The 18,709-nt window shown below is 63.4% G+C and carries 17 protein-coding genes and 1 tRNA gene; 11 read left to right on the top strand and 7 right to left on the bottom strand.

Annotated features, from left to right (window positions below; all coding sequences use genetic code 11):
• Positions 1-64 precede the first annotated feature (64 nt).
• From gntR to ABIB91_RS12980, 7 genes are all read left to right on the top strand, one after another.
• Entirely contained in the window at positions 65-1,165 is a 1,101-nt protein-coding gene (gntR, locus tag ABIB91_RS13010) for an HTH-type transcriptional regulator GntR (RefSeq protein ID WP_007592329.1), read from the top strand.
• Between the two features lie 122 nt (positions 1,166-1,287).
• On the top strand, positions 1,288-3,117 hold the full coding sequence (locus ABIB91_RS13005) for an IlvD/Edd family dehydratase (RefSeq protein ID WP_354161366.1): 1,830 nt from the start codon (positions 1,288-1,290) through the stop codon (positions 3,115-3,117).
• Positions 3,118-3,229: 112 nt separating this feature from the next.
• Positions 3,230-3,961 carry an SDR family oxidoreductase gene (locus ABIB91_RS13000; protein WP_354161363.1) on the top strand — a complete coding sequence of 244 codons (732 nt, stop codon included), beginning with the start codon at positions 3,230-3,232 and terminating at the stop codon, positions 3,959-3,961.
• 16 nt (positions 3,962-3,977) lie between these two features.
• Complete coding sequence (locus tag ABIB91_RS12995) at positions 3,978-4,724, top strand: SDR family NAD(P)-dependent oxidoreductase (protein WP_354161360.1); 747 nt, start codon at positions 3,978-3,980, stop codon at positions 4,722-4,724.
• Positions 4,725-4,731: 7 nt separating this feature from the next.
• Positions 4,732-5,124, top strand: a complete 393-nt coding sequence (locus ABIB91_RS12990; RefSeq protein WP_211396363.1) for a GFA family protein — start codon at positions 4,732-4,734, stop codon at positions 5,122-5,124.
• 145 nt (positions 5,125-5,269) lie between these two features.
• Positions 5,270-5,950: a site-2 protease family protein gene (locus ABIB91_RS12985; protein WP_354161356.1), complete on the top strand. Its 681-nt coding sequence runs from the start codon at positions 5,270-5,272 to the stop codon at positions 5,948-5,950.
• 63 nt (positions 5,951-6,013) lie between these two features.
• Positions 6,014-6,436: a hypothetical protein gene (locus ABIB91_RS12980; protein WP_354161536.1), complete on the top strand. Its 423-nt coding sequence runs from the start codon at positions 6,014-6,016 to the stop codon at positions 6,434-6,436.
• Here the strand turns inward: ABIB91_RS12980 and ABIB91_RS12975 are convergent.
• The 6 genes from ABIB91_RS12975 to ABIB91_RS12950 all read right to left on the bottom strand — a co-directional run bounded on the left by ABIB91_RS12975 (position 6,424) and on the right by ABIB91_RS12950 (position 12,328).
• Positions 6,424-7,239, bottom strand: a complete 816-nt coding sequence (locus ABIB91_RS12975) for an energy transducer TonB (protein ID WP_007592345.1) — start codon at positions 7,237-7,239, stop codon at positions 6,424-6,426. The two genes, ABIB91_RS12980 and ABIB91_RS12975, sit on opposite strands and share 13 nt — an antisense overlap.
• Before the next feature lie 9 nt (positions 7,240-7,248).
• Positions 7,249-7,704 (bottom strand): TonB system transport protein ExbD, encoded by a 456-nt coding sequence (exbD, locus tag ABIB91_RS12970; RefSeq protein ID WP_354161353.1) that lies wholly within the window; start codon positions 7,702-7,704, stop codon positions 7,249-7,251.
• 3 nt (positions 7,705-7,707) lie between these two features.
• Positions 7,708-8,628, bottom strand: a complete 921-nt coding sequence (gene exbB, locus ABIB91_RS12965; protein WP_354161350.1) for a tonB-system energizer ExbB — start codon at positions 8,626-8,628, stop codon at positions 7,708-7,710.
• Positions 8,625-9,314: a Fe2+-dependent dioxygenase gene (locus ABIB91_RS12960; protein ID WP_354161347.1), complete on the bottom strand. Its 690-nt coding sequence runs from the start codon at positions 9,312-9,314 to the stop codon at positions 8,625-8,627. The genes exbB and ABIB91_RS12960 overlap by 4 nt, the downstream gene beginning before the upstream one ends.
• A gap of 20 nt (positions 9,315-9,334) precedes the next feature.
• Positions 9,335-11,860, bottom strand: a complete 2,526-nt coding sequence (locus ABIB91_RS12955) for a TonB-dependent receptor (protein ID WP_354161344.1) — start codon at positions 11,858-11,860, stop codon at positions 9,335-9,337.
• A gap of 228 nt (positions 11,861-12,088) precedes the next feature.
• On the bottom strand, positions 12,089-12,328 hold the full coding sequence (locus ABIB91_RS12950; RefSeq protein ID WP_007609012.1) for a hypothetical protein: 240 nt from the start codon (positions 12,326-12,328) through the stop codon (positions 12,089-12,091).
• A gap of 364 nt (positions 12,329-12,692) precedes the next feature.
• Here ABIB91_RS12950 and ABIB91_RS12945 point away from each other — a divergent pair, with 364 nt between their 5' ends.
• The 3 genes from ABIB91_RS12945 (at position 12,693) to ABIB91_RS12935 (ending at position 17,641) form a co-directional block, all read left to right on the top strand.
• Entirely contained in the window at positions 12,693-13,865 is a 1,173-nt protein-coding gene (locus ABIB91_RS12945) for an efflux RND transporter periplasmic adaptor subunit (RefSeq protein ID WP_354161339.1), read from the top strand.
• Entirely contained in the window at positions 13,862-17,008 is a 3,147-nt protein-coding gene (locus ABIB91_RS12940) for a multidrug efflux RND transporter permease subunit (protein ID WP_007592357.1), read from the top strand. Before ABIB91_RS12945 ends, ABIB91_RS12940 begins: the two co-directional genes overlap by 4 nt.
• Positions 17,009-17,074: 66 nt before the next feature.
• Positions 17,075-17,641, top strand: a complete 567-nt coding sequence (locus tag ABIB91_RS12935; RefSeq protein ID WP_354161335.1) for an invasion associated locus B family protein — start codon at positions 17,075-17,077, stop codon at positions 17,639-17,641.
• 316 nt (positions 17,642-17,957) lie between these two features.
• Here ABIB91_RS12935 and ABIB91_RS12930 read toward each other — a convergent pair whose 3' ends face one another.
• Complete coding sequence (locus ABIB91_RS12930) at positions 17,958-18,320, bottom strand: DUF1428 domain-containing protein (protein ID WP_007592362.1); 363 nt, start codon at positions 18,318-18,320, stop codon at positions 17,958-17,960.
• Between the two features lie 299 nt (positions 18,321-18,619).
• Between ABIB91_RS12930 and ABIB91_RS12925 the strand changes: the two genes are divergently transcribed.
• Positions 18,620-18,693 (top strand) — tRNA-Gln (locus ABIB91_RS12925).
• Positions 18,694-18,709 lie beyond the last annotated feature (16 nt).

Genomic DNA, 18,709 nt, shown 5'->3' with positions numbered 1-18,709 from the left:
GTCCGTGCTGGTAGCGCTGTCAACGTTCCTTTGTTTGCCACAGTGAGTGTGTTAAGAGCAGCAAATGGGTCGAAACCGCACCAAGTCAGGCAAAATCCGGCTGGCGGAAGTCGCCGAGCTCGCCGGCGTAAGCCCGATCACAGCGTCCCGCTTCTTCCGCAATCCCGAGGCGCTGTCGCTCGCCAAACGGACACGGGTCGAGAGCGCGGCCAGGGAGCTCGGCTATGTGCCGAACCTGGCGGCGCGCGCGTTGGCTTCGCAGCGCACCGAGGTGATCGGTGTCTTGATTCCGTCACTGACCAATAATGTGTTCTCCGACGTGCTGCGCGGCATCTACGACGCCTCCGAAAACAGCCGTTACTCGATCCAGTTGTCCAACACACGCTACAGTATTCTCCAGGAGGAGAAGCTGCTGCGCCTGTTTCTCGCGCAGAAGCCGGCCGGGCTGATCGTCACCGGCATCGACCAGACCACGGAATCGCGCGCGATGCTCGATGCCGCCGACTGCCCGATCGTGCAAATCATGGAGATCGGGCCCCATCCGGTCGACATGATGATCGGCTTTTCGCACTATGACGCAGCCCGTGCGGCGGTTGCACATCTGTTCGCGCAAGGTCACCGCAAGATCGGCTTCGTCGGCGCGCGGATGGATCCGCGGGTACAGCGGCGACTCGACGGATACGTCTCGGCCATGAAGGACGCAGGACTATTCGAGCAACGCCTCGTCGTCACGACAGCGACTCCGACCTCGGTGACGCTCGGAGGCGCCCTGTTCACCGATCTCCTGGCGCGGGAGCCAGGCATGGACGCGGTGTTCTGCGCCAATGACGACCTCGCGCTGGGTGTGCTGTTCGAATGCAGGCGCCGCGAGATCGCCATCCCCGAACAGATCGCGATCGTCGGCTTCAACGATCTCGAATTCATGGCCTCCGCCGTTCCGACTCTCACGAGCGTACGCACCAACCGCTACGAGATGGGGAACACGGCAGCCAGCATGCTGATCGACGCGATCGACGGACGGCGTCCGGAGCATCCGGTGCTCGATCTCGGCTTCAAGGTGATCGAGCGGCAAAGCTCGTCGGCCCGGCGGTCGGACAACCGGCCAGCCGCTTCAGGCACAGGCGCTGCGAACAAAATGGTAGCGTTACCAAGCGGCCATGACTAGTATCGGATTTGTGAGGAAACGACCCGCCAGCGGGCAGGCAAATCGTCGCTCGCGCCGTTGGGCATCGCACAAGCCGATACCATAAAACGGACGCCAGTGCGTTTGCATTGCAGGAGAAACCAATGACAAAAAAACCAACCAATGGGCATGCCCCCGCCGGCAACGGCGCTCGCCGCCACCTCCGCTCGCAGGAATGGTTCAACAATCCGCATAATCCGGGCATGACCGCGCTCTATATGGAGCGCTATCTGAACTATGGTCTCACCCGCACCGAGCTCCAGTCCGGCAAACCGATCATCGGCATCGCGCAGACCGGCAACGACCTCTCCCCTTGCAACCGCCACCATATCGAGCTTGCCCATCGCGTTCGCGAAGGCATCCGCGAGGCCGGCGGCATCGCGATGGAATTCCCGACGCATCCGATCCAGGAGACCGGCAAGCGCCCGACCGCGGCGCTCGACCGCAACCTCGCTTATCTCGGCCTCGTCGAAATCCTCTACGGTTATCCGCTCGACGGCGTGGTGCTGACCACCGGCTGCGACAAGACCACGCCGGCCTGCATGATGGCGGCGGCCACCGTCAACCTGCCCGCGATCGTGCTGTCGGGCGGGCCGATGCTGAACGGCTGGCACAATGGCGAGCGCACCGGCTCCGGCACCATCGTCTGGAAATCGCGCGAGCGCCTCGCCGCTGGCGAGATCGACTATGAAGAATTCATGGAAATCGTGGCGTCATCGGCGCCCTCGGTCGGCCATTGCAACACCATGGGCACCGCCTCCACCATGAACGGGCTTGCCGAAGCGCTCGGCTTCTCGCTTCCGGGCTGTGCGGCGATCCCCGCCCCCTATCGCGAGCGCGGCCAGATCGCCTACGAGACGGGAAAACGCATCGTCGACATGGTCTGGGAAGACCTCAAGCCCTCGGACATCCTGACCCGCAAGGCGTTCGAAAACTGCATCGTGATCAATTCAGCGATCGGCGGCTCGACCAACGCGCCGATCCACATCAACGCGCTGGCGCGCCACATCGGCGTCGAGCTCTCCATCGACGACTGGCAGAAGGTCGGCCACGACGTGCCGCTGCTGGTCAACATGCAGCCGGCCGGCTTCTATCTCGGCGAGGAATTCCACCGCGCCGGCGGCGTGCCGGCCGTGGTGCGCGAGTTGATGAAGCACAAGCGCATCCACGAGGACGCGGTCACGGTCAACGGACGCGGCATCGGCGAGAATTGCGCCAATGCACCAAAGCCCGACAACGACGTGATCTGGGCTTACGACAAGCCGCTGGTGAAGGACGCCGGCTTCCTGGTGCTGAAGGGCAATCTGTTCGATTCCGCGATCATGAAGACCAGCGTGATCTCCAAGGAATTCCGCGATCGCTACCTCAGCAATCCGACCGATCTCAATGCCTTCGAGGGCCGCGCCGTCGTGTTCGAGGGGCCTGAGGACTATCACGAGCGGATCGACGATCCCTCGCTCGAGATCGACGAGCGCTGCGTGCTGTTCATCCGCGGCACCGGCCCGATCGGCTATCCCGGCGGCGCCGAGGTCGTGAACATGCAGCCGCCTGCGGCGCTGATCAAGCGCGGCATCATGTCCCTGCCCTGCATCGGCGACGGCCGGCAGTCAGGCACCTCGGGCTCACCTTCGATTCTCAATGCTTCGCCGGAAGCCGCCGCCAATGGCGGGCTCGCGATCCTCAGGAACGGCGACAAGGTGCGCGTCGATCTGAACAAGGGCAGCGCCAACATTCTCATCTCGGACGACGAGGTGAAGAAGCGCCACGCCGAGCTCAAGGCCAATGGCGGCTTCAAGCATCCGCCGAACCAGACGCCGTGGCAGGAGCTTTATCGCAACACCGTCGGCCAGCACGCGACCGGCGCCTGCATGGAGCTCGCCACGCGCTACCAGAACGTCGCCGGCAGCTTTGGTGTAGCGCGGGATAATCACTGAGTTAGGAACACGTAGCTCGGGTGAGCGAAGCGACACCCGGGACATCCGCTCCCGGATATCGCGCTCGCGCGCTCATCCGGGCTACGGCACTGAGCATCGAGGAGAACAACAAATGGCAGACCGCCTCAAGGGAAAGCGCGCCGTCATCACGGCTGCAGCGGCAGGCATCGGACGCGCATGCGCCATCGCATTCGCGCGTGAAGGCGCAACCGTCGTCGCCACCGACATCAACGAGAGCGGCATCGCGGGCCTGACCAAGGAAGGCATCGCCGAGGTCGCCAAGCTCGACGTCCGCAACACCGCCGACGTCAACGCCTTCGCCAAGCGTGTCGGCAAGGTCGACATCCTGCTCAACGCGGCCGGCTTCGTGCACCACGGCACCATCCTCGAATGCTCGGAAGAGGATTTTGATTTCTCGTTCGACCTCAACGTCAAGTCGATGCACCGGACCATCAGGGCCTTCCTGCCGGACATGCTCGCCGGCGGCGGCGGCAGCATCGTCAACATCTCCTCCTGCGCGGCGCTGCGGCCGCCGGCCAACCGCTACGTCTACAGCGCCTCGAAGGCGGCCGTGTCGCTGCTGACGCGCGCGGTCGCGCTCGACTTCATCACCAAGGGCATCCGCTGCAACAGCATCTGCCCCGGCACCGTCGAGACGCCTTCGATGCTCGACCGCGCCGCGGCGCAAGGACCGCAGGGCAAGGAGATGTTCGTCTCCCGCCAGAAGATGGGTCGGCTCGGCACCGCCGACGAGATCGCGTCCATGGCGGTCTATCTCGGCAGTGACGAGAGCGCCTTCACCACCGGCGTCGACCTTGTCGTCGACGGCGGCTACATGCTCTGACGCCAAGGCATCCGGCATGAACAAGATCGATCTCAACGACCGTGTCGCCGTCGTCACCGGCGGTGCGCAAGGCTTCGGCCGCGCCATCGTTCAGCGCTTCGTCGCCTCCGGCGCCAAGGTCGCGATCTGGGATTTCGACGCCACGCTGGCCGATAAGACGGCAAAGGAAATCGGCGACAACGCCCGCGTCTTCAAGGTCGACGTCACCGATACCGCGGCCGTCGAGCAGGCCCGCGACGCGACGCTTGCCGCCTTCGGCAAGATCGACATCCTCGTCAACAATGCCGGCATTGCCGGGGTCAACAAGCCGGTCTGGGAGACCGATCTCGAGGAATGGCGCAAAGTTCTACGCATCAACCTGGATGGCCCCTTCATCTGCTGCAAGGCGGTCGTGCCCGCGATGCTGAAGCAGAAATACGGACGTATCATCAACATCGCCTCGATCGCCGGCAAGGAAGGCAATCCGAACGCCTCGCACTATTCGGCGTCCAAGGCCGGTCTGATCGCGCTGACGAAGTCGCTCGGCAAGGAATTGGCCACGCACGACATCCTCGTCAATGCGGTGACGCCCGCGGCTGCGAAGACCGCGATCTTCGACCAGATGACGCAGCAGCATATCGACTTCATGCTGTCGAAAATCCCGAAGGCCCGCTTTGTGCTGGTGGAAGAGCTGGCCGCCATGGTGAGCTGGCTCGCATCCGAGGACTGCGCGTTCTCGACCGGCGCCGTGTTCGACATCTCGGGTGGACGGGCAACCTATTGAGGCAGCCATGATCAGAGAGGGCGGATGTCTGTGCGGCGCGGTGCGGTTCAAGGCGGAAGGTGAGCCGCTCAACGTTCGCATCTGCCATTGCCGCATGTGCCAGAAGGCAATGGGCTCGCCCTACTTCGTCCGCGCGCAGTTCGACCAGCGCGCACTGACGGTCGAGGGCGATACCGCCCGCTATGCGTCGTCCGAGAACATCGACCGCGTGTTCTGCAAACGCTGCGGCACGCGGCTGTTCTCCTGGCGACGCAACGGCACGCTGGCGGGCGTCGCACTGACGACGTTCGACGATCGCAACGCCTTCGCGCCGACCGAGCACATCTGGGTCTCTGAGAAGCTCGCCTGGCTGAAGCTTGACGACGGGCTGACGCAGTATCCGGGGACGATTCCTGCATGAATTGCACAAGTGCACGGCAGGTTCGGGGCGCCGATCATTTGCGGCGTGGCATTTCGGAACCGGCCACCCTATGTTGAGGTGAAGCGTTGCTGCACCGGTTGGCTGGTCGGCTGCAAGACCGCAGGCAAACCGGGACGGACGAGCCGTGAACATTTCTTTGTATGACCTCTCGGTGTGGGTGCTGCCGCTGGTGCTCGCCATCACCTTCCACGAGGCTGCGCACGCCTTCGTCGCATATCGTCTCGGTGACGATACCGCATGGCAGCTCGGCCGTGTCAGCTTTAACCCGCTCCGCCACATCGACCCGTTCGGCACGCTGATATTGCCGGCGATGCTGCTGTTCGCGCATTCGCCGTTCCTGTTCGGCTATGCCAAGCCCGTGCCCGTGAATTTCCGCAAGCTCAACAACCCCAGGCTCGGCATGGTGTGGGTGGCGCTGGCCGGGCCCGCCACCAACATCCTGCTGGCGCTGGCGGCAGCTCTTGCCCTGCACGCCCTGCCCTTGGCTCCGGCCAACTCGGCGCAATGGATCGTCGACAATCTCGAGAACGCACTGCTGATCAACGCGGTGCTAGCGGTGTTCAACATGATGCCGATCCCGCCGCTCGACGGCGGGCGCGTCGCGGTCGGGCTGCTGCCCCGGCCGCTCGCCCTGCCGCTGGCCCGGCTCGAGCCGTTCGGGATGCTGATCCTGATCGGCTTGCTGATCCTGCTACCGCTGGCGGGCTCGCAGTTCGGTCTAAATCTTGATGTTATTTCAGCAATACTGCGAACGTTGACCGGTTATGTGATTCAGGCTGTTCTCTTTCTGACCGGCAATGCTTAGTTGAACAGCCACACCCGAACACAAGCCGAAGGGCCAGAGGCCGACTTGGTCAAAGCTGCCGATATGCTGATCGCGCGACGCGCCGATACCCGCGCCCGCGCCGATTTCGCCACCTGGAAGATGATGGCCAAGCTCAACGGGTCGTCCGCGCTGCCTCCGGGCGCGCAGGAGTTCCTCGCGAGCTACAAGAACCTGCAGGCGCAAATGAACGAGGGTGAGGCTACCGAGGCCACCATCGGCGCCATCTACAAGGCCTACTATGCCGAGATGGGCGGCGCGGGAACCCCGCCTGACGTCCGCCCTCGGGCGGCCGAACCGGCTGCGGACAATGTTACCGCTTTCCGCCGCCCAGAACCGAAGCCGAAGAAGACCGGTTTCTTCGGGGCAGCGACCGCGGGCACAAACCAGCAACGGCCGCTCCCGGTGGCCCTGATCTTCGCCTGCCTGGTCGTGGTCTATGTCGGGATCAGGCTCTACTGGCGCTGAGCCGTCTTCTTCTTTTTCTTTGCGTCCGGCGGCGTGAAGATGATGTCGACGGTGCGCTCGAACCGGTCGTCGGTCAGGCTGGCAGGCGGCTGCGGGATCGGATCGGACTTGCGGACGATCGAGATCGCGGCCGCATCGTAAGCTGCATCCCCGGACGACTCGACAACGTCGACTGAAAGCACGTTGCCCCGCCGATTGATCGCGAAGCTGACCTTGACCTTCTGATTGTTGGGCTCCTTGCCCTCCGGGTTGACCTTGTGGGCCGTGAGATGCGCGCTGATCTTGCGATTCCAGTCGGCTGTCAGCTTCAAAATATCCTTGCCGATGCCGAGCACAGGCGCCAGCGCCTTCTCGGCCTCGCGCGCGTCCTCGTCGAGTGTCTGCCGCGCCGTCGCAACGGACTTCGGCGAAGCTTCCGCAGCGGGCGTTTCGACCGCCGCAATCTTCGGATCCTCGTCCTGCGGCTTTTTCGAGATGTTTTCGGTGACGACCCGATCGGGATCGTCGACCTGTTGCGACTGATCCTTTGGAAGCTCGGTTTCCTTGGTCTCGGCCTTTTGCTCGGGAAGCGCCTGCTGCTCCTGCATCGCTTCGCTATCCGGTCCCGGCGGAAGGTCGGTGTCAGGCGCCTTCGGCGAGGCCATCTCGACTGCGAACTCCGCGCCGGCCGCGCCGAGGCCATCGTCGCCGTCATCGGCCCGCAGGTGCGCCAGCGCAAGCGCGGCACCGCCCAGATGCAGCGCGAGCGCCGCCAGAGCTGCCAAAATCCAAAGCGTCCGGGCTGGTCTGGACTCGTCCGACATAGCGGGCCTCTAAGGCTGAGCGGCGCCTGCCGCAGGCGCCCCCGGAGCGCCTTCCAGCGCAACCAGCTTCACCCGCGAATAGCCGCCTGAGCGCAACAGCTCCATGACGCCCATCAACTCGCCATACGGCACCGAGCGGTCGGCGCGCAGGAAGACATACTTGTCCTTGCTCATGTCGGACAGGCCGTCGAGGGTACCGATCAACTCGGCGCGCTGCACCGGGTTCTCCCCGATGGCAAGCGTCAAATCGGGCTTGATGCTGAGATAGGTTGGCTTATCCGGCTTCTTCTGCGGCGTCGCACTCGACGTCGGCAAATCGATCGGCAGGTCGACGGTCGAGAGCGGCGCTGCGACCATGAAAATGATCAGCAGCACCAGGATGACGTCGATGAACGGCGTGACGTTGATCTCATGCGTTTCGCCGAAATCGTCGTCGTCATCATTGTCTGCGAGCGAAACGCCCATGGTTCACTCCGCCGCGCGCGAATGCACGCTGCCGTGGCTGCGGTCGAGATCACGCGAGAGCAACCGCCCCGCCGCGCCCGACGCACGGCTGACGAGTTCGAGATAGCTCTTCGTCACGCGCGAGAAGTAATTGTAGATGATGACGGCGGGAATGGCGGCGACCAGACCGATCGCGGTGGCGAGCAGCGCCTCGGCGATACCGGGCGCGACGACGGCGAGGTTCGTGGTCTGCGACTTCGAGATGCCGATGAAGCTGTTCATGATGCCCCACACCGTGCCGAACAGACCGACGAACGGCGAGGTCGAGCCGATGGTTGCGAGCACGCCCATGCCGACGCGGATGCGCCGCGCCTCCGCGCGCATGATCTCGGAGAAGCTCGAAGCCGCGCGCTCCTTGATACCGGTATCGCTGGAGAGGCCGGCCGACATCCGCGCCTCGCGCAACGCCGCAGCCAGGAAGGCCGGCAGGATGCCCCCCTTGGCGCCGAGCGCCATCTGCGCTTCCGCGAGCGAGCGCGCCTCTGCGATCCTCTTCAGCGCCGAACGAAGCCTGGTCGCGGCGATCGACAATTCGATCGACTTGGCGATCAGCACCGTCCAGGTCATCAGCGATGCAAAAGCGAGCCCGATCATCACCGCCTTCACGATGATGTCCGCCGACATGAACATCACCCAGGGCGACAATTCCTTCATGGCGGGCGCAATGCCGGCTGCGGTATCAGACTTTGCAGCCGCGGGCGCGGCAGCTTGGGGCGCCGCAGGCGGAGCAACAACCGGGGCCGGGCCGAGCGCGGACGGCTGAGCCGTCGACTGGACCGGTGCCGCGGGCGCGGCTTGCGTCTGGGCAGAAACAGGGGATGCAAGCCAGGCGGCCGCCAGCACCAGAGCTGCGGCAAGGCTTGCTTGGAAGGACATGATCTTCATACTTCGGCCCAGTAGCGAATGAGGTTGTGATAGATACCCGTCAATTTGACCGTTTCGGGATCGTCACGCCCGAGCCGTTCCACCAGCGCCTGTATCGCGGTGTCGAGGTCAAAGATCATGCTCCGGGCTTGATCGTCCCGTATCATGCTCTGAAGCCAGAAGAAAGATGCAACCCGCGTTCCCCTGGTCACCGGGGTCACGAGATGGAGGCTGGTCGAGGGATAGAGCACGCAGTCCCCGGCTTGCAACTTGACTTCGTGCGAACCGTAGCTGTCCTCGATCACAAGTTCGCCACCGTCGTACTCCTCCGGCTCGGCCAGGAACAGCGTCACCGAGAGGTCTGTGCGGATGCGAAGGCCGGTCAGGCGGTCGCCGCGGATGGCATTGTCGACATGCAGGCCGAAATGGTGGCCGCTGCTGGCTGCATAGCGGTTGAACAGCGGCGGGAAGATCTGGAGCGGGATCGCGGCCGCGATGAAGCGCGGGTTCGACGTCAATGCCGAGATGATGCGGTTGCCGAGCTTGCGCGCGACCTCGCTGTCCGGCGGCAATTGCTCGTTGCGCTTGACCATCGCCGACTGCGAGCCCGCGGTGGAGCGCCCGTCTTCCCAATTGCTGGCGTCCATGATGCGGCGGAAATCCGCCACATCATCCTTGCTCAGGACACCGTCTATGCACGTCAGCATGGCCCCTCGTTATGGCTTCATCAGTAGCGCGCCGAGATCACCAGATAGGCGGCGCGACCCGGTGCTTCCAGCACGAAGGGCGCAGCGCTCTGGTACAGTGCGTCGTAGTAGCGTTTGTCGAAGATGTTGTTGACGAACAGCTTGACCTGCCAGTTCTTGTTGATCTTGGCTTCCGCAAAAGCGTCAAACCGCCAATAGCCCGGGATGGATGTTCCCTGGTTCGCCGCAAGCAACGTGCCGCCGCGGATCCCGGAGCGGTAGACTGCCTGTCCGCCAAGCTCCCAGACATCGGTGAGCTGGTATTTGGACAGCATGCTGAACGACTGATGCGCAATGTTGGCGAGCGGCAGCCCGACATTGGTCGGATACAGCGTCGTGTTAGCCGACGGCGCTTGCGACTTCGTCACTTCCGACTGCATCAGCACCAGGCCGCCGAACACGCTCCATTTGTCGGTGATCTTGCCGCCAACGCCGAGATCAATCCCGCGGATGCGGTAGGCTGCCCCCGCCGTGATACACGATATGTTGCCAGTCGTTCCAGTCGGATAAACGCATCCCAAGGGCGCAGCCGCGGCCGCACTGCCGACGTTCTGCGACTCGCGCGCATTCTCCTTCGTGGTCTGGAACAGCGCCGCGGTCAGAAGCAGATGACGATCGAACAGCTCCCATTTGGTGCCGAGTTCGATGGCCTTATTTTTCTCGGGACCGAATATCTGCGTGTTGCCGCCGGCGAGGGTTGGATTAAGGCCGCCATAGGCCGTGCTGGTGCCGTCGAACTCGGCGCCGACAGGGTTCGCCGAGGTCGCGTACGCCACATAGACGCTGCCGTTCGGTGCAGGCTTGAGCGTAAGGCCAAGATTGAAGTTGGGGATCAGGAATTCCGCCGATTGCTGGCCACCGGTGCCGACCTTCGACGTCTTGACGCTGTAGTCATCATAGCGAAAGCCGCCATTGAGGATCACGAAGTCACGATAGTTCGCGCTATCCATGACGTAGCCGCTGACGGTGTCGATGCCGATCTTGGTAGGGGTTCCGGTGAGGCTCGGAATTCCGAAGGGAAGATTCGCATATTGCGGAGCGAATGCGCTGACATCGGTCTTCGAGCCGCTACCGCTAAACGGCACACCGGTGGTCAGTTCCGAGCTGAGGCCGGTATAGCTGTCGATCGACGATCTCTCGCGGTCGTACTCGACACCGCCAAGCAATGTGTGCCTGAAGCCCGCATCGTCGTTGAACTTGTATGTGGCCTCGGTCTGGTTGGCAAACACATCCGTGACCTGGAAGCGACTCTGCGGATTTGCACTCAGTGTCCAGGCCGAGGGCGGACCGACGAGCTTCGGCGCTTCAGCAAGCGTCCCGATGTAGTTCTGGCTCGACCGCGAAGCGCGCAATTTGTTGCTGACCACCAGATCGGGGGTGATCTGCACTTCCGCGTTGAGGGTGCCGATGTCCTGACCGGTCCGGAAGAAGTCGCGATTGACGAAGCCGTACCAATTGTTGCGGTTGACGCCGAAGTCCGGAAACGGACCGCCGGCGGTCGACGTCGTGCTCGGCCGGTAATAGGGCACGCCGAAATCTGGGCGCCCGGTCAGCTCGGTATGGATGTAGTTGCCGGTGATCTTGATCGCCTCGGTCGGCTTCCACGTCGTTGCGACGAAAGCGCCATTACGGTTGTCGGTAACGTAGTCACGACCGGCAACATTGGCGTCCTGAAACAGACCGCCGGCGCGAACGGCGAGCGTCGGGTTGATCACCTGGTTGACGTCGAGCGTGACACGCTTGGTCTGGTCGGTGCCAAACGTCGTGTCCATGTTGTAGAAGCTCTTGTCCGAATTTGCCTGCTTAGTGACGATGTTGATCGCACCGCCAGCGATACCGCGGCCGGAAAAGGTCGAGCCGGGACCACGCAGGATCTCGACCTGCTCGGTGAAGAAGTTCTCGCGAACGCTCACGCCGGAATCGCGTACGCCGTCGATGAAGATGTCGTTGCGGGCATCGAAGCCGCGAATGAAAAAACGGTCTCCGAACGCATTGCCGCCCTCGCCTGAACCGAGCGTCACGCCGGCCGTGCTCAGAATCGCCTGCTTCAGCGACGTGGCGTTCTTGTCCGCGAGCACTTCCTTGCTGAGAACCGTGATGGATTTCGGCGTATCGACCAGCTTCTCCGGGAATTTGCCGCTGGCCTGCACGTGATCGACCTTGTAGGGCGCGGCCGGATCCGCATACGGATTGGCGTCGGCGGGGCCGGACGGCGTGGTGGGAGCGGTCTGCTGCGCCGCCTGCTGGCGCTGCGCGGCGCGGCGAAGCGCATTACGCGCGCGGACCTGGTCCGCCGTCGGCTTCGAAGCCACCGGGCGCGGACGCGCGACCGGCGCATCGACCGTTACCGGCGGCAGGTTCGACTGCTGCGCCTCCGCGCCGCTCGACACCGATGCTGCTGCGATCAGGCCCGCGACAGCGGAGACCTTTTTGCCGGAAACGCTCGTGAACTTTTCATCGAATGCTGCGACCGAACGCAACGACTTCGGTGCGACCACCTGCCCCATTACCAAACACGCCCCATATTCCTGTTCGCCCATTCACTTCGATGAGCGATTGGAGTGTTGGTATCGGCCGCAAAATTGCGGGTCAATGCGAGCAAGCCGCGAGAACGCTTGAATAAGTCCAGATCAAAGGGATTCTAAACTGCAGTTTGAAATCGTTCTAAAGCACGATTGGAGTGGTTCTAAAGAGCGCACGAAAATGCCGCGAGATCGGCGGTCGCGCGCGCATCCTCAATCGCTGCTCGGCGGCTTCATCAGCGAGAACAATTCGTCGACGGTCTTCCGCGCCACCGCGCGCACGCGATCGCTGTCGTCCATGCCCGCGATGTTGACGCCGTTGACGACGGCTCTGATCTCGTCGCGGAAGTCGGTGAGAAAGCGCAAGGGATCACGCTGCTCGTTGGCGACGCGTGCGATCAGTCCCGTGATCAGGATCTGACACGCGATCAGCTTGCCGTTCAGTTCGTCCATGCTGCGCTCCCGTTGTGGCGCGCCGATATGACTGATGCCGGTTTGCCTGACAACCGAAACGGCCTCCGCGCGACTTAGAACCGTTCTTGCGAGCCGCCCCGCGCAGCGCATCCCTATCCCGCGCACACCGCTTCCGAGCATTGCACAAGATTTACTCGCGGATCGTTCGCCGCGGGGGAATGCAGCACTGCACACCGTAGTGACACGGAGCTGCCTAAGCAGTGCAAAGCTTTCCAATTGTTTAGGATTCTCAGCCGATAGTGCTGTTTACACTGGAACTTGGCGTGTATTATACAAGCGCGCTGGAACCCTATGATTGCCCCAAAATTCGTAACTAAGGGCATACCAGCCGACACGAGACGAAATGAAAAAGTCCCGGCCGATCCTCTGGATTCTGATCGTCGCGGCCGTGGCCTCCGCGGGTTACTATGCTTGGCAGAAATTCGGCTCGCCCGACGCCGGAAAAACCCAGACCGCACAGAAGGGGCCGCAGCGCCCGCCCGCCGTCCCCGTGAGCGTTTCGCCGGTCCAGAAGGTGGACTTTCCGGTTTACCTGACCGGTCTCGGCACGGTTGCGGGCTTCAACACCGTCCAAGTCCGGACCAGGGTGGACGGCCAGATCGACAAGATCGCCTTCACCGAAGGCCAGATCGTCAAGGAGGGCGAGCTCCTCGCCTCGATCGATCCCCGCCCCTATCAGGCCACGCTCGACCAGGCCAAGGCCAAGAAGGCCCAGGACGAGGCAAATCTGGCCAACGCCAATCTCGAGCTCCAGCGCGCCATGAAACTCGGCGAATTCGCCACCGCACAGCGGGTCGACACCCAGCGCTCCACGGTCGCCCAGCTCACCGCGCAGATCGCCGCCGACGAAGCTTCGATCTCCAACGCGCAGACGCAGCTCGACTACACCCAGGTCAAGGCGCCGATCACCGGCGTCGCGGGCCTGCGCCAGGTCGACGTCGGCAACATCGTCAATTCCTCGACGCAGACCGGCATCGTCACGATCTCGCAGGTCGAGCCGATCTCGGTGATCTTCACCGCGCCGGAAGATCAGTTGCCCTATATCAGCGAGGGCCAGAAAACTGGCGCGCTCAGGGTGATCGCCTTCACCACCGACGGCAAGAAGACGCTGGCCGAGGGCAAGCTCGCGGTCATCAACAACCAGGTCGACACGAGCAGCGGCACGATCCGGCTCAAGGCGGTGTTCGAGAACAAGGACCACGCGCTTTGGCCCGGTCAATCGGTGTCGACGCGCCTGCTGGTGCGCACCCTGAAGGATGCGACCGTTGTCCCGGATGACGCGGTCCAGCACTCCACCAACGGCCTCTACGCTTATACTGTCAATCAGGACAACAAGGCTGAGGTGCACAAGATCAAGGTCAGCTACGCCATCGACGGACGTTCGGTCGTCGACGAAGGGCTCACGCCCGGACAGCAGGTGATCACCGGCGGCCAATTCAAGGTCCAGCCGGGAAGCCTCGTCTCCACGGCCGTGGCGAGTACGGATCCGGCCCAGAACAAGGTTCGACGGGAATGAACGCGGGCGGGATTTCGGCACCTTTCATCCGTTATCCCATCGGCACCTCGCTGCTGATGGCCGGCATTCTCTTCGTCGGTCTCGTCGCCTATCCCCTGCTGCCCGTCGCGCCCCTGCCGCAGGTGGACTTCCCGACCATCCAGATCACCGCCAATCTGCCGGGCGGCAGCCCGGAGACCATGGCCTCGTCGGTGGCCCAGCCGCTCGAACGGCAATTCGCCCAGATTCCCGGCATCGCCCAGATGACCTCGACGAGCTATCTGGGCACCGCGTCGATCACCATCCAGTTCGACCTCAACCGCAGCATCGACGGCGCCGCCAACGACGTGCAGGGCGCCATCAACGCCGCGAGCGGTCAGCTACCGAAGAACCTGCCCTCGCCGCCGACCTACCGCAAGGTCAACCCGGCCGACGCGCCGATCCTGCTGTTGTCGGCAACCTCCGAGACAATGCCGCTGACCAGCGTCAGCGACGCGGTCGATGCCCAGCTCGCCCAGCAGATCAGCCAGCTTTCCGGCGTGGCGCAGGTCTTCATCGGCGGCCAGCAGAAGCCGTCTATCCGCATCCAGATCGACCCGGCGAAACTCGTCGCCAAGGGCCTGTCGATGGAGGACGTGCGCAGCCAGATCGCGATCACCACGGTCGACAGTCCGAAGGGCAACATCGACGGCGACAAACGCGCCTACACGATCTACGCCAACGACCAGCTGACCCAGTCCAAGGACTGGAACGACGTCATCATCGCCTATCGCAACGGCGGTCCGTTGCGGATCCGCGACATCGGCCAGGCGGTCAGCGGCCCCGAGGACGCCAAGCAGGCGGCCTGGGCCAACGGCAAACGCGGCGTGTTCCTGGTGGTGTTCAAGCAGCCCGGCGCCAACGTCATCGAGACCGTCGACCGGATCAAGGCGACATTGCCTCGCCTCGTCGCAGCGATCCCTCCCGCGATCAAGATCGAGGTCATCAGCGACCGCACCACGACAATCCGCGCCGCGGTCGAAGACGTCCAGTTCACGCTGCTGCTGACCATTGCGCTGGTGGTCATGGTCATCTTCATCTTCCTGCGCAGCTTCTGGGCGACCGTCATTCCCACCATCACGGTGCCGCTAGCGCTGCTGGGCGCCTGCGCGCTGATGTGGGTGTTCGGCTATTCGCTCGACAATCTGTCGCTGATGGCGCTCACCATCGCGGTCGGATTCGTCGTCGACGACGCCATCGTGATGCTGGAGAACATCACGCGCTACATCGAGGAAGGCGAATCGCCGATGGCGGCGGCCTTCAAGGGCTCGAAGGAAATCGGCTTCACCATCGTGTCGATCAGCATCTCGCTGGTTGCGGTGCTGATTCCGCTGCTGCTGATGGGCGGGATCATCGGACGCCTGTTCCGCGAATTCGCCGTCGTGCTGGCGATGACGATCTTCGTCTCGATGTTCGTGTCGCTGACCCTGACGCCGATGATGGCCTCACGCTTCCTACGCGCCCATGGCGAGGTCACCCACGGCAAATTCTACCAGTGGAGCGAGCGCGGCTTCGATGCGATGTTGCGCGGCTACGAATGGGTGCTCGACCATGCCCTGGCCTGGCGCCGCACCACGCTCACGATCTTCTTCGCGACTCTCGCCCTGTCGGTCTATCTGTTCGTGCTGATCCCGAAAGGGTTCTTCCCGCAACAGGACGTCGGCCTGATCACCGCGACCTCGGAAGCCTCCCAGGACATCTCGTTCGCGGAGATGCAGCGCCGCCAGGTCGAGCTCGGCAAGATCGTGATGGACGATCCCGACATCGCATCCATCGCGATGAACATCGGCGGCAGCGGCCGCGCCGGCAACAACGGCAACATGTTCATCACGCTGAAGCCGCGCAACGAGCGCGAAGCCTCCGCGCAGCAGATCATCGCCCGGCTGCGTCCCAAGCTCGAGAAGGTGTCCGGCGCCCGCCTCTACATGCAGGCGGCTCAGGACGTCCGGCTCGGCGGCCGCCCGACGCGTACGCAGTTCGAGTTCACTCTACAGGACGCCGATCTCACCGAGCTCAACGACTGGGCGCCGAAGATCCTCGCCAAGATGCAGACCTTGCCGCAACTGCGCGACGTCGCGACAGACCAGCAAACCCAGGGCACCACGGTTCAGCTCAAGATCAATCGTGATACCGCAGCGCGTTATGGAATCCAGCCGCAGCTGATCGACGACACGCTGTACGACGCCTTCGGACAGCGTCAGGTCACGCAGTATTTTACCCAGCTCAACACCTACAAGGTGATCCTCGAGATCCTGCCGGAGATGCAGGGCAGCCTCGAGAGCCTGAACAAGCTCTACCTGAAATCTCCGCTGACCGGCGACCAGGTGCCGCTGTCGACATTTGCGACCTGGAGCACCGATCCGGTCCGCCCGCTCTCGATCAGCCACCAGGGCCAGTTCCCGGCGATCACGATCAGCTTCAACCTCGCCCAGGGCGTCGCGCTCGGTCAGGCCACGGAGGCCGTGCAGAAGGCGATGGCCGATCTCGGCGCGCCGCCGACGCTCAATTCGAGCTTCCAGGGCACGGCACAGGCGTTCCAGCAGTCGCTGGGCACCGTGCCGCTCCTCATCCTCGCTGCGCTGGTCGTGGTCTATCTGATCCTCGGCATCCTCTACGAGAGCTACATCCATCCGATCACGATTCTGTCGACCCTGCCCTCGGCCGGTGTCGGCGCGCTCGCGATCCTGATGGCGGCGGGCTTCGAGTTCAGCCTCATTGCTTTGATCGGAGTCATTCTGCTGATCGGCATCGTGAAGAAGAACGGCATCATGATGGTGGACTTCGCCATCGCTGCGGAGCGCGACGAGCACAAGACACCGGCGGAATCGATCCGGCAGGCGGCGCTGTTGCGCTTCCGTCCGATCATGATGACAACGATGGCTGCCCTGCTCGGCGGCGTGCCACTGATGCTCGGCCACGGCACCGGCGCCGAGATTCGCCAGCCGCTCGGCTACGCCATGGTCGGCGGTCTGATCGTCAGCCAGGCGCTGACGCTGTTCACCACCCCGGTCGTCTATCTCTATCTCGACGAGCTCAACAACTGGTTCTCGGGCTGGGGCCGTAAGGGTGACGGCGAAGGCGACGAGACAGTCGAGCACGGCACCGTTAAGGAAGCTGCCGAGTAGCAGCTTGCACCGCGCGCCTCACGACGTTACAGCGAGGCTCTCGCTTCACGTCAACGCGGTTTTGCCATGCCCATGCAATCCAGACTTGTCGCCCTTATCGCCGCTGTCCTGTTGTCGGCGGGTGCCGCGCATGCCCAGCAAGGCGCCAAGAAGAACGCGGCTCCCTCTGCCCCGGCGGCACAGCCGGCTCCGGCGCAACCGCAGGCTGACGGCGCTCCGGCGCAGCAGCCCGGCTGGGTCGTGCGCTGCACCAGCGTCAGCCGCGACGCACCGCTCGAATGCGCGATGGAGCAGAACGCGGTCCTGACCAAGACCGGCCAGACCATCGTCCTGATCAACATCCGCATCGCGCCCGACACCCGCACACCGGTGGCGCTGCTGCAATTGCCGCTCGGCCTCAACCTTCCCATCGGCGCCAAGCTCCAGGTCGACGACGGCAAGACGGTCGATCTCCCAATCCAGACCTGCGAGAACCGCGGCTGCTACGCCTCGACGCCGATCGCACCGGACCTGCTTGCGACCTTGCGGTCGGGCAAACAGCTCAAGGTCTCCTTCCAGAACATGGCCAAGGAAACGATCGCGATCCCGATGCCGCTCGGCGATTTCGCGGCGGCCTACGACAAGATCAAGTAGCTCTTTCGCGCGTTCACTGCCGCGCCATCTGCGCGTTGCCGACGGCGTCGCCGTCGAGCTTCTGGTCGTCGTGCATGGTGACGGTGACGCGCGAGAGCCGTCCTTCGAATTCGAACGGCGTCACGCAATGCGACACCGGGCTGCCTCGGTCGCGGCCGACGGCATCTTGCGCTCCGAGCGGACGATCTGATGACTGCCGCCGATGTTGAGGTCGTGCACGAGATGGCCGGCCTTGACGTAAAGGCTATATCGGCAAGTGACGGCTTGCCACGAGGCTGCATTGACAAGCACCGACGTGTGGGCCTGGTCAGCCCCCTCACCACACGGGGTCGCTCGCCCTCAGCAGCGTCGTGAAGCCGCCATAGATCATGCGTTTGCCGTCGAACGGCATGCCGTCCAACTTCAGCCGCGGGTCCGCCATCACCTTCTTGTTGACGGCGTCGCGAGTCTCCCGGTCGCGATAGACGATCCAGGAAAACACCACGATCTCGTTCTCCTTCGCCATCACGGCACGCGGAAACGAGGTGAGCTCGCCATAGGGCACGTCGTCGCCGATGCATTCGACGTAATCGAGCGCACCGTGCTCCATCCAGATCGCGCAGGCCGTTTTCGCCAGCGCCTTGTAAGCCTCGATCTTGTCCTTCGGCACGGCCAGCACGAAACCATCGACATAGGGCATCACGGATCTCCTTGGTGTGTGTGTCCGAAGGACGATGCGGCGCCTGACGATCCGACCAGGAAGCGTGATTTTCGGATGAGGCAAACGGTCGCGCGCCGCCGGGGCGCGCCGCCGGAGTCCGCGATCCCACGGCCCGCACGCCCCAAGTGGACCGCAAAACACCCTGCGTCGCAGCGCTTGCCAGCCCACAGCCGAGCGGGTAGAAACCCTCCCACGCCTGAGCCGTGATTTGCGCGATAAGTGCCATCGGCCACAGCCGGACAAATCAACAAGTCATTGAATTTGTTCGGCTATTCCGTTGGGGAATGGTGTAACGGTAGCACAACAGACTCTGACTCTGTTTGTCTAGGTTCGAATCCTAGTTCCCCAGCCACTCCAGATAGGCAGCT

It is taken from the genome of Bradyrhizobium sp. JR4.3 (genome assembly GCF_040547695.1).
GTDB classification, from domain to species: Bacteria; Pseudomonadota; Alphaproteobacteria; order Rhizobiales; family Xanthobacteraceae; genus Bradyrhizobium; species Bradyrhizobium canariense.
Note: the sequence above shows the minus strand (reverse complement) of the source record. Positions and strands in the feature narration are given on the sequence as shown.

Excerpts from the sequence above, each read along its gene's own strand:
- exbD (WP_354161353.1), bottom strand. The coding sequence starts at position 7,704 with ATGGGCGTTTCGCTCGCAGACAATGATGACGACGACGATTTCGGCGAA.
- ABIB91_RS12940 (WP_007592357.1), top strand. The coding sequence starts at position 13,862 with ATGAACGCGGGCGGGATTTCGGCACCTTTCATCCGTTATCCCATCGGC.
- ABIB91_RS12945 (WP_354161339.1), top strand. The coding sequence starts at position 12,693 with ATGAAAAAGTCCCGGCCGATCCTCTGGATTCTGATCGTCGCGGCCGTG.
- ABIB91_RS12935 (WP_354161335.1), top strand. The coding sequence starts at position 17,075 with ATGCCCATGCAATCCAGACTTGTCGCCCTTATCGCCGCTGTCCTGTTG.
- ABIB91_RS13005 (WP_354161366.1), top strand. The coding sequence starts at position 1,288 with ATGACAAAAAAACCAACCAATGGGCATGCCCCCGCCGGCAACGGCGCT.
- ABIB91_RS12990 (WP_211396363.1), top strand. The coding sequence starts at position 4,732 with ATGATCAGAGAGGGCGGATGTCTGTGCGGCGCGGTGCGGTTCAAGGCG.
- ABIB91_RS12950 (WP_007609012.1), bottom strand. The coding sequence starts at position 12,328 with ATGGACGAACTGAACGGCAAGCTGATCGCGTGTCAGATCCTGATCACG.
- ABIB91_RS12960 (WP_354161347.1), bottom strand. The coding sequence starts at position 9,314 with ATGCTGACGTGCATAGACGGTGTCCTGAGCAAGGATGATGTGGCGGAT.
- ABIB91_RS12930 (WP_007592362.1), bottom strand. The coding sequence starts at position 18,320 with ATGCCCTATGTCGATGGTTTCGTGCTGGCCGTGCCGAAGGACAAGATC.
- ABIB91_RS13000 (WP_354161363.1), top strand. The coding sequence starts at position 3,230 with ATGGCAGACCGCCTCAAGGGAAAGCGCGCCGTCATCACGGCTGCAGCG.
- ABIB91_RS12975 (WP_007592345.1), bottom strand. The coding sequence starts at position 7,239 with ATGTCGGACGAGTCCAGACCAGCCCGGACGCTTTGGATTTTGGCAGCT.
- ABIB91_RS12995 (WP_354161360.1), top strand. The coding sequence starts at position 3,978 with ATGAACAAGATCGATCTCAACGACCGTGTCGCCGTCGTCACCGGCGGT.
- ABIB91_RS12980 (WP_354161536.1), top strand. The coding sequence starts at position 6,014 with ATGCTGATCGCGCGACGCGCCGATACCCGCGCCCGCGCCGATTTCGCC.
- exbB (WP_354161350.1), bottom strand. The coding sequence starts at position 8,628 with ATGAAGATCATGTCCTTCCAAGCAAGCCTTGCCGCAGCTCTGGTGCTG.
- gntR (WP_007592329.1), top strand. The coding sequence starts at position 65 with ATGGGTCGAAACCGCACCAAGTCAGGCAAAATCCGGCTGGCGGAAGTC.
- ABIB91_RS12955 (WP_354161344.1), bottom strand. The coding sequence starts at position 11,860 with ATGGGGCAGGTGGTCGCACCGAAGTCGTTGCGTTCGGTCGCAGCATTC.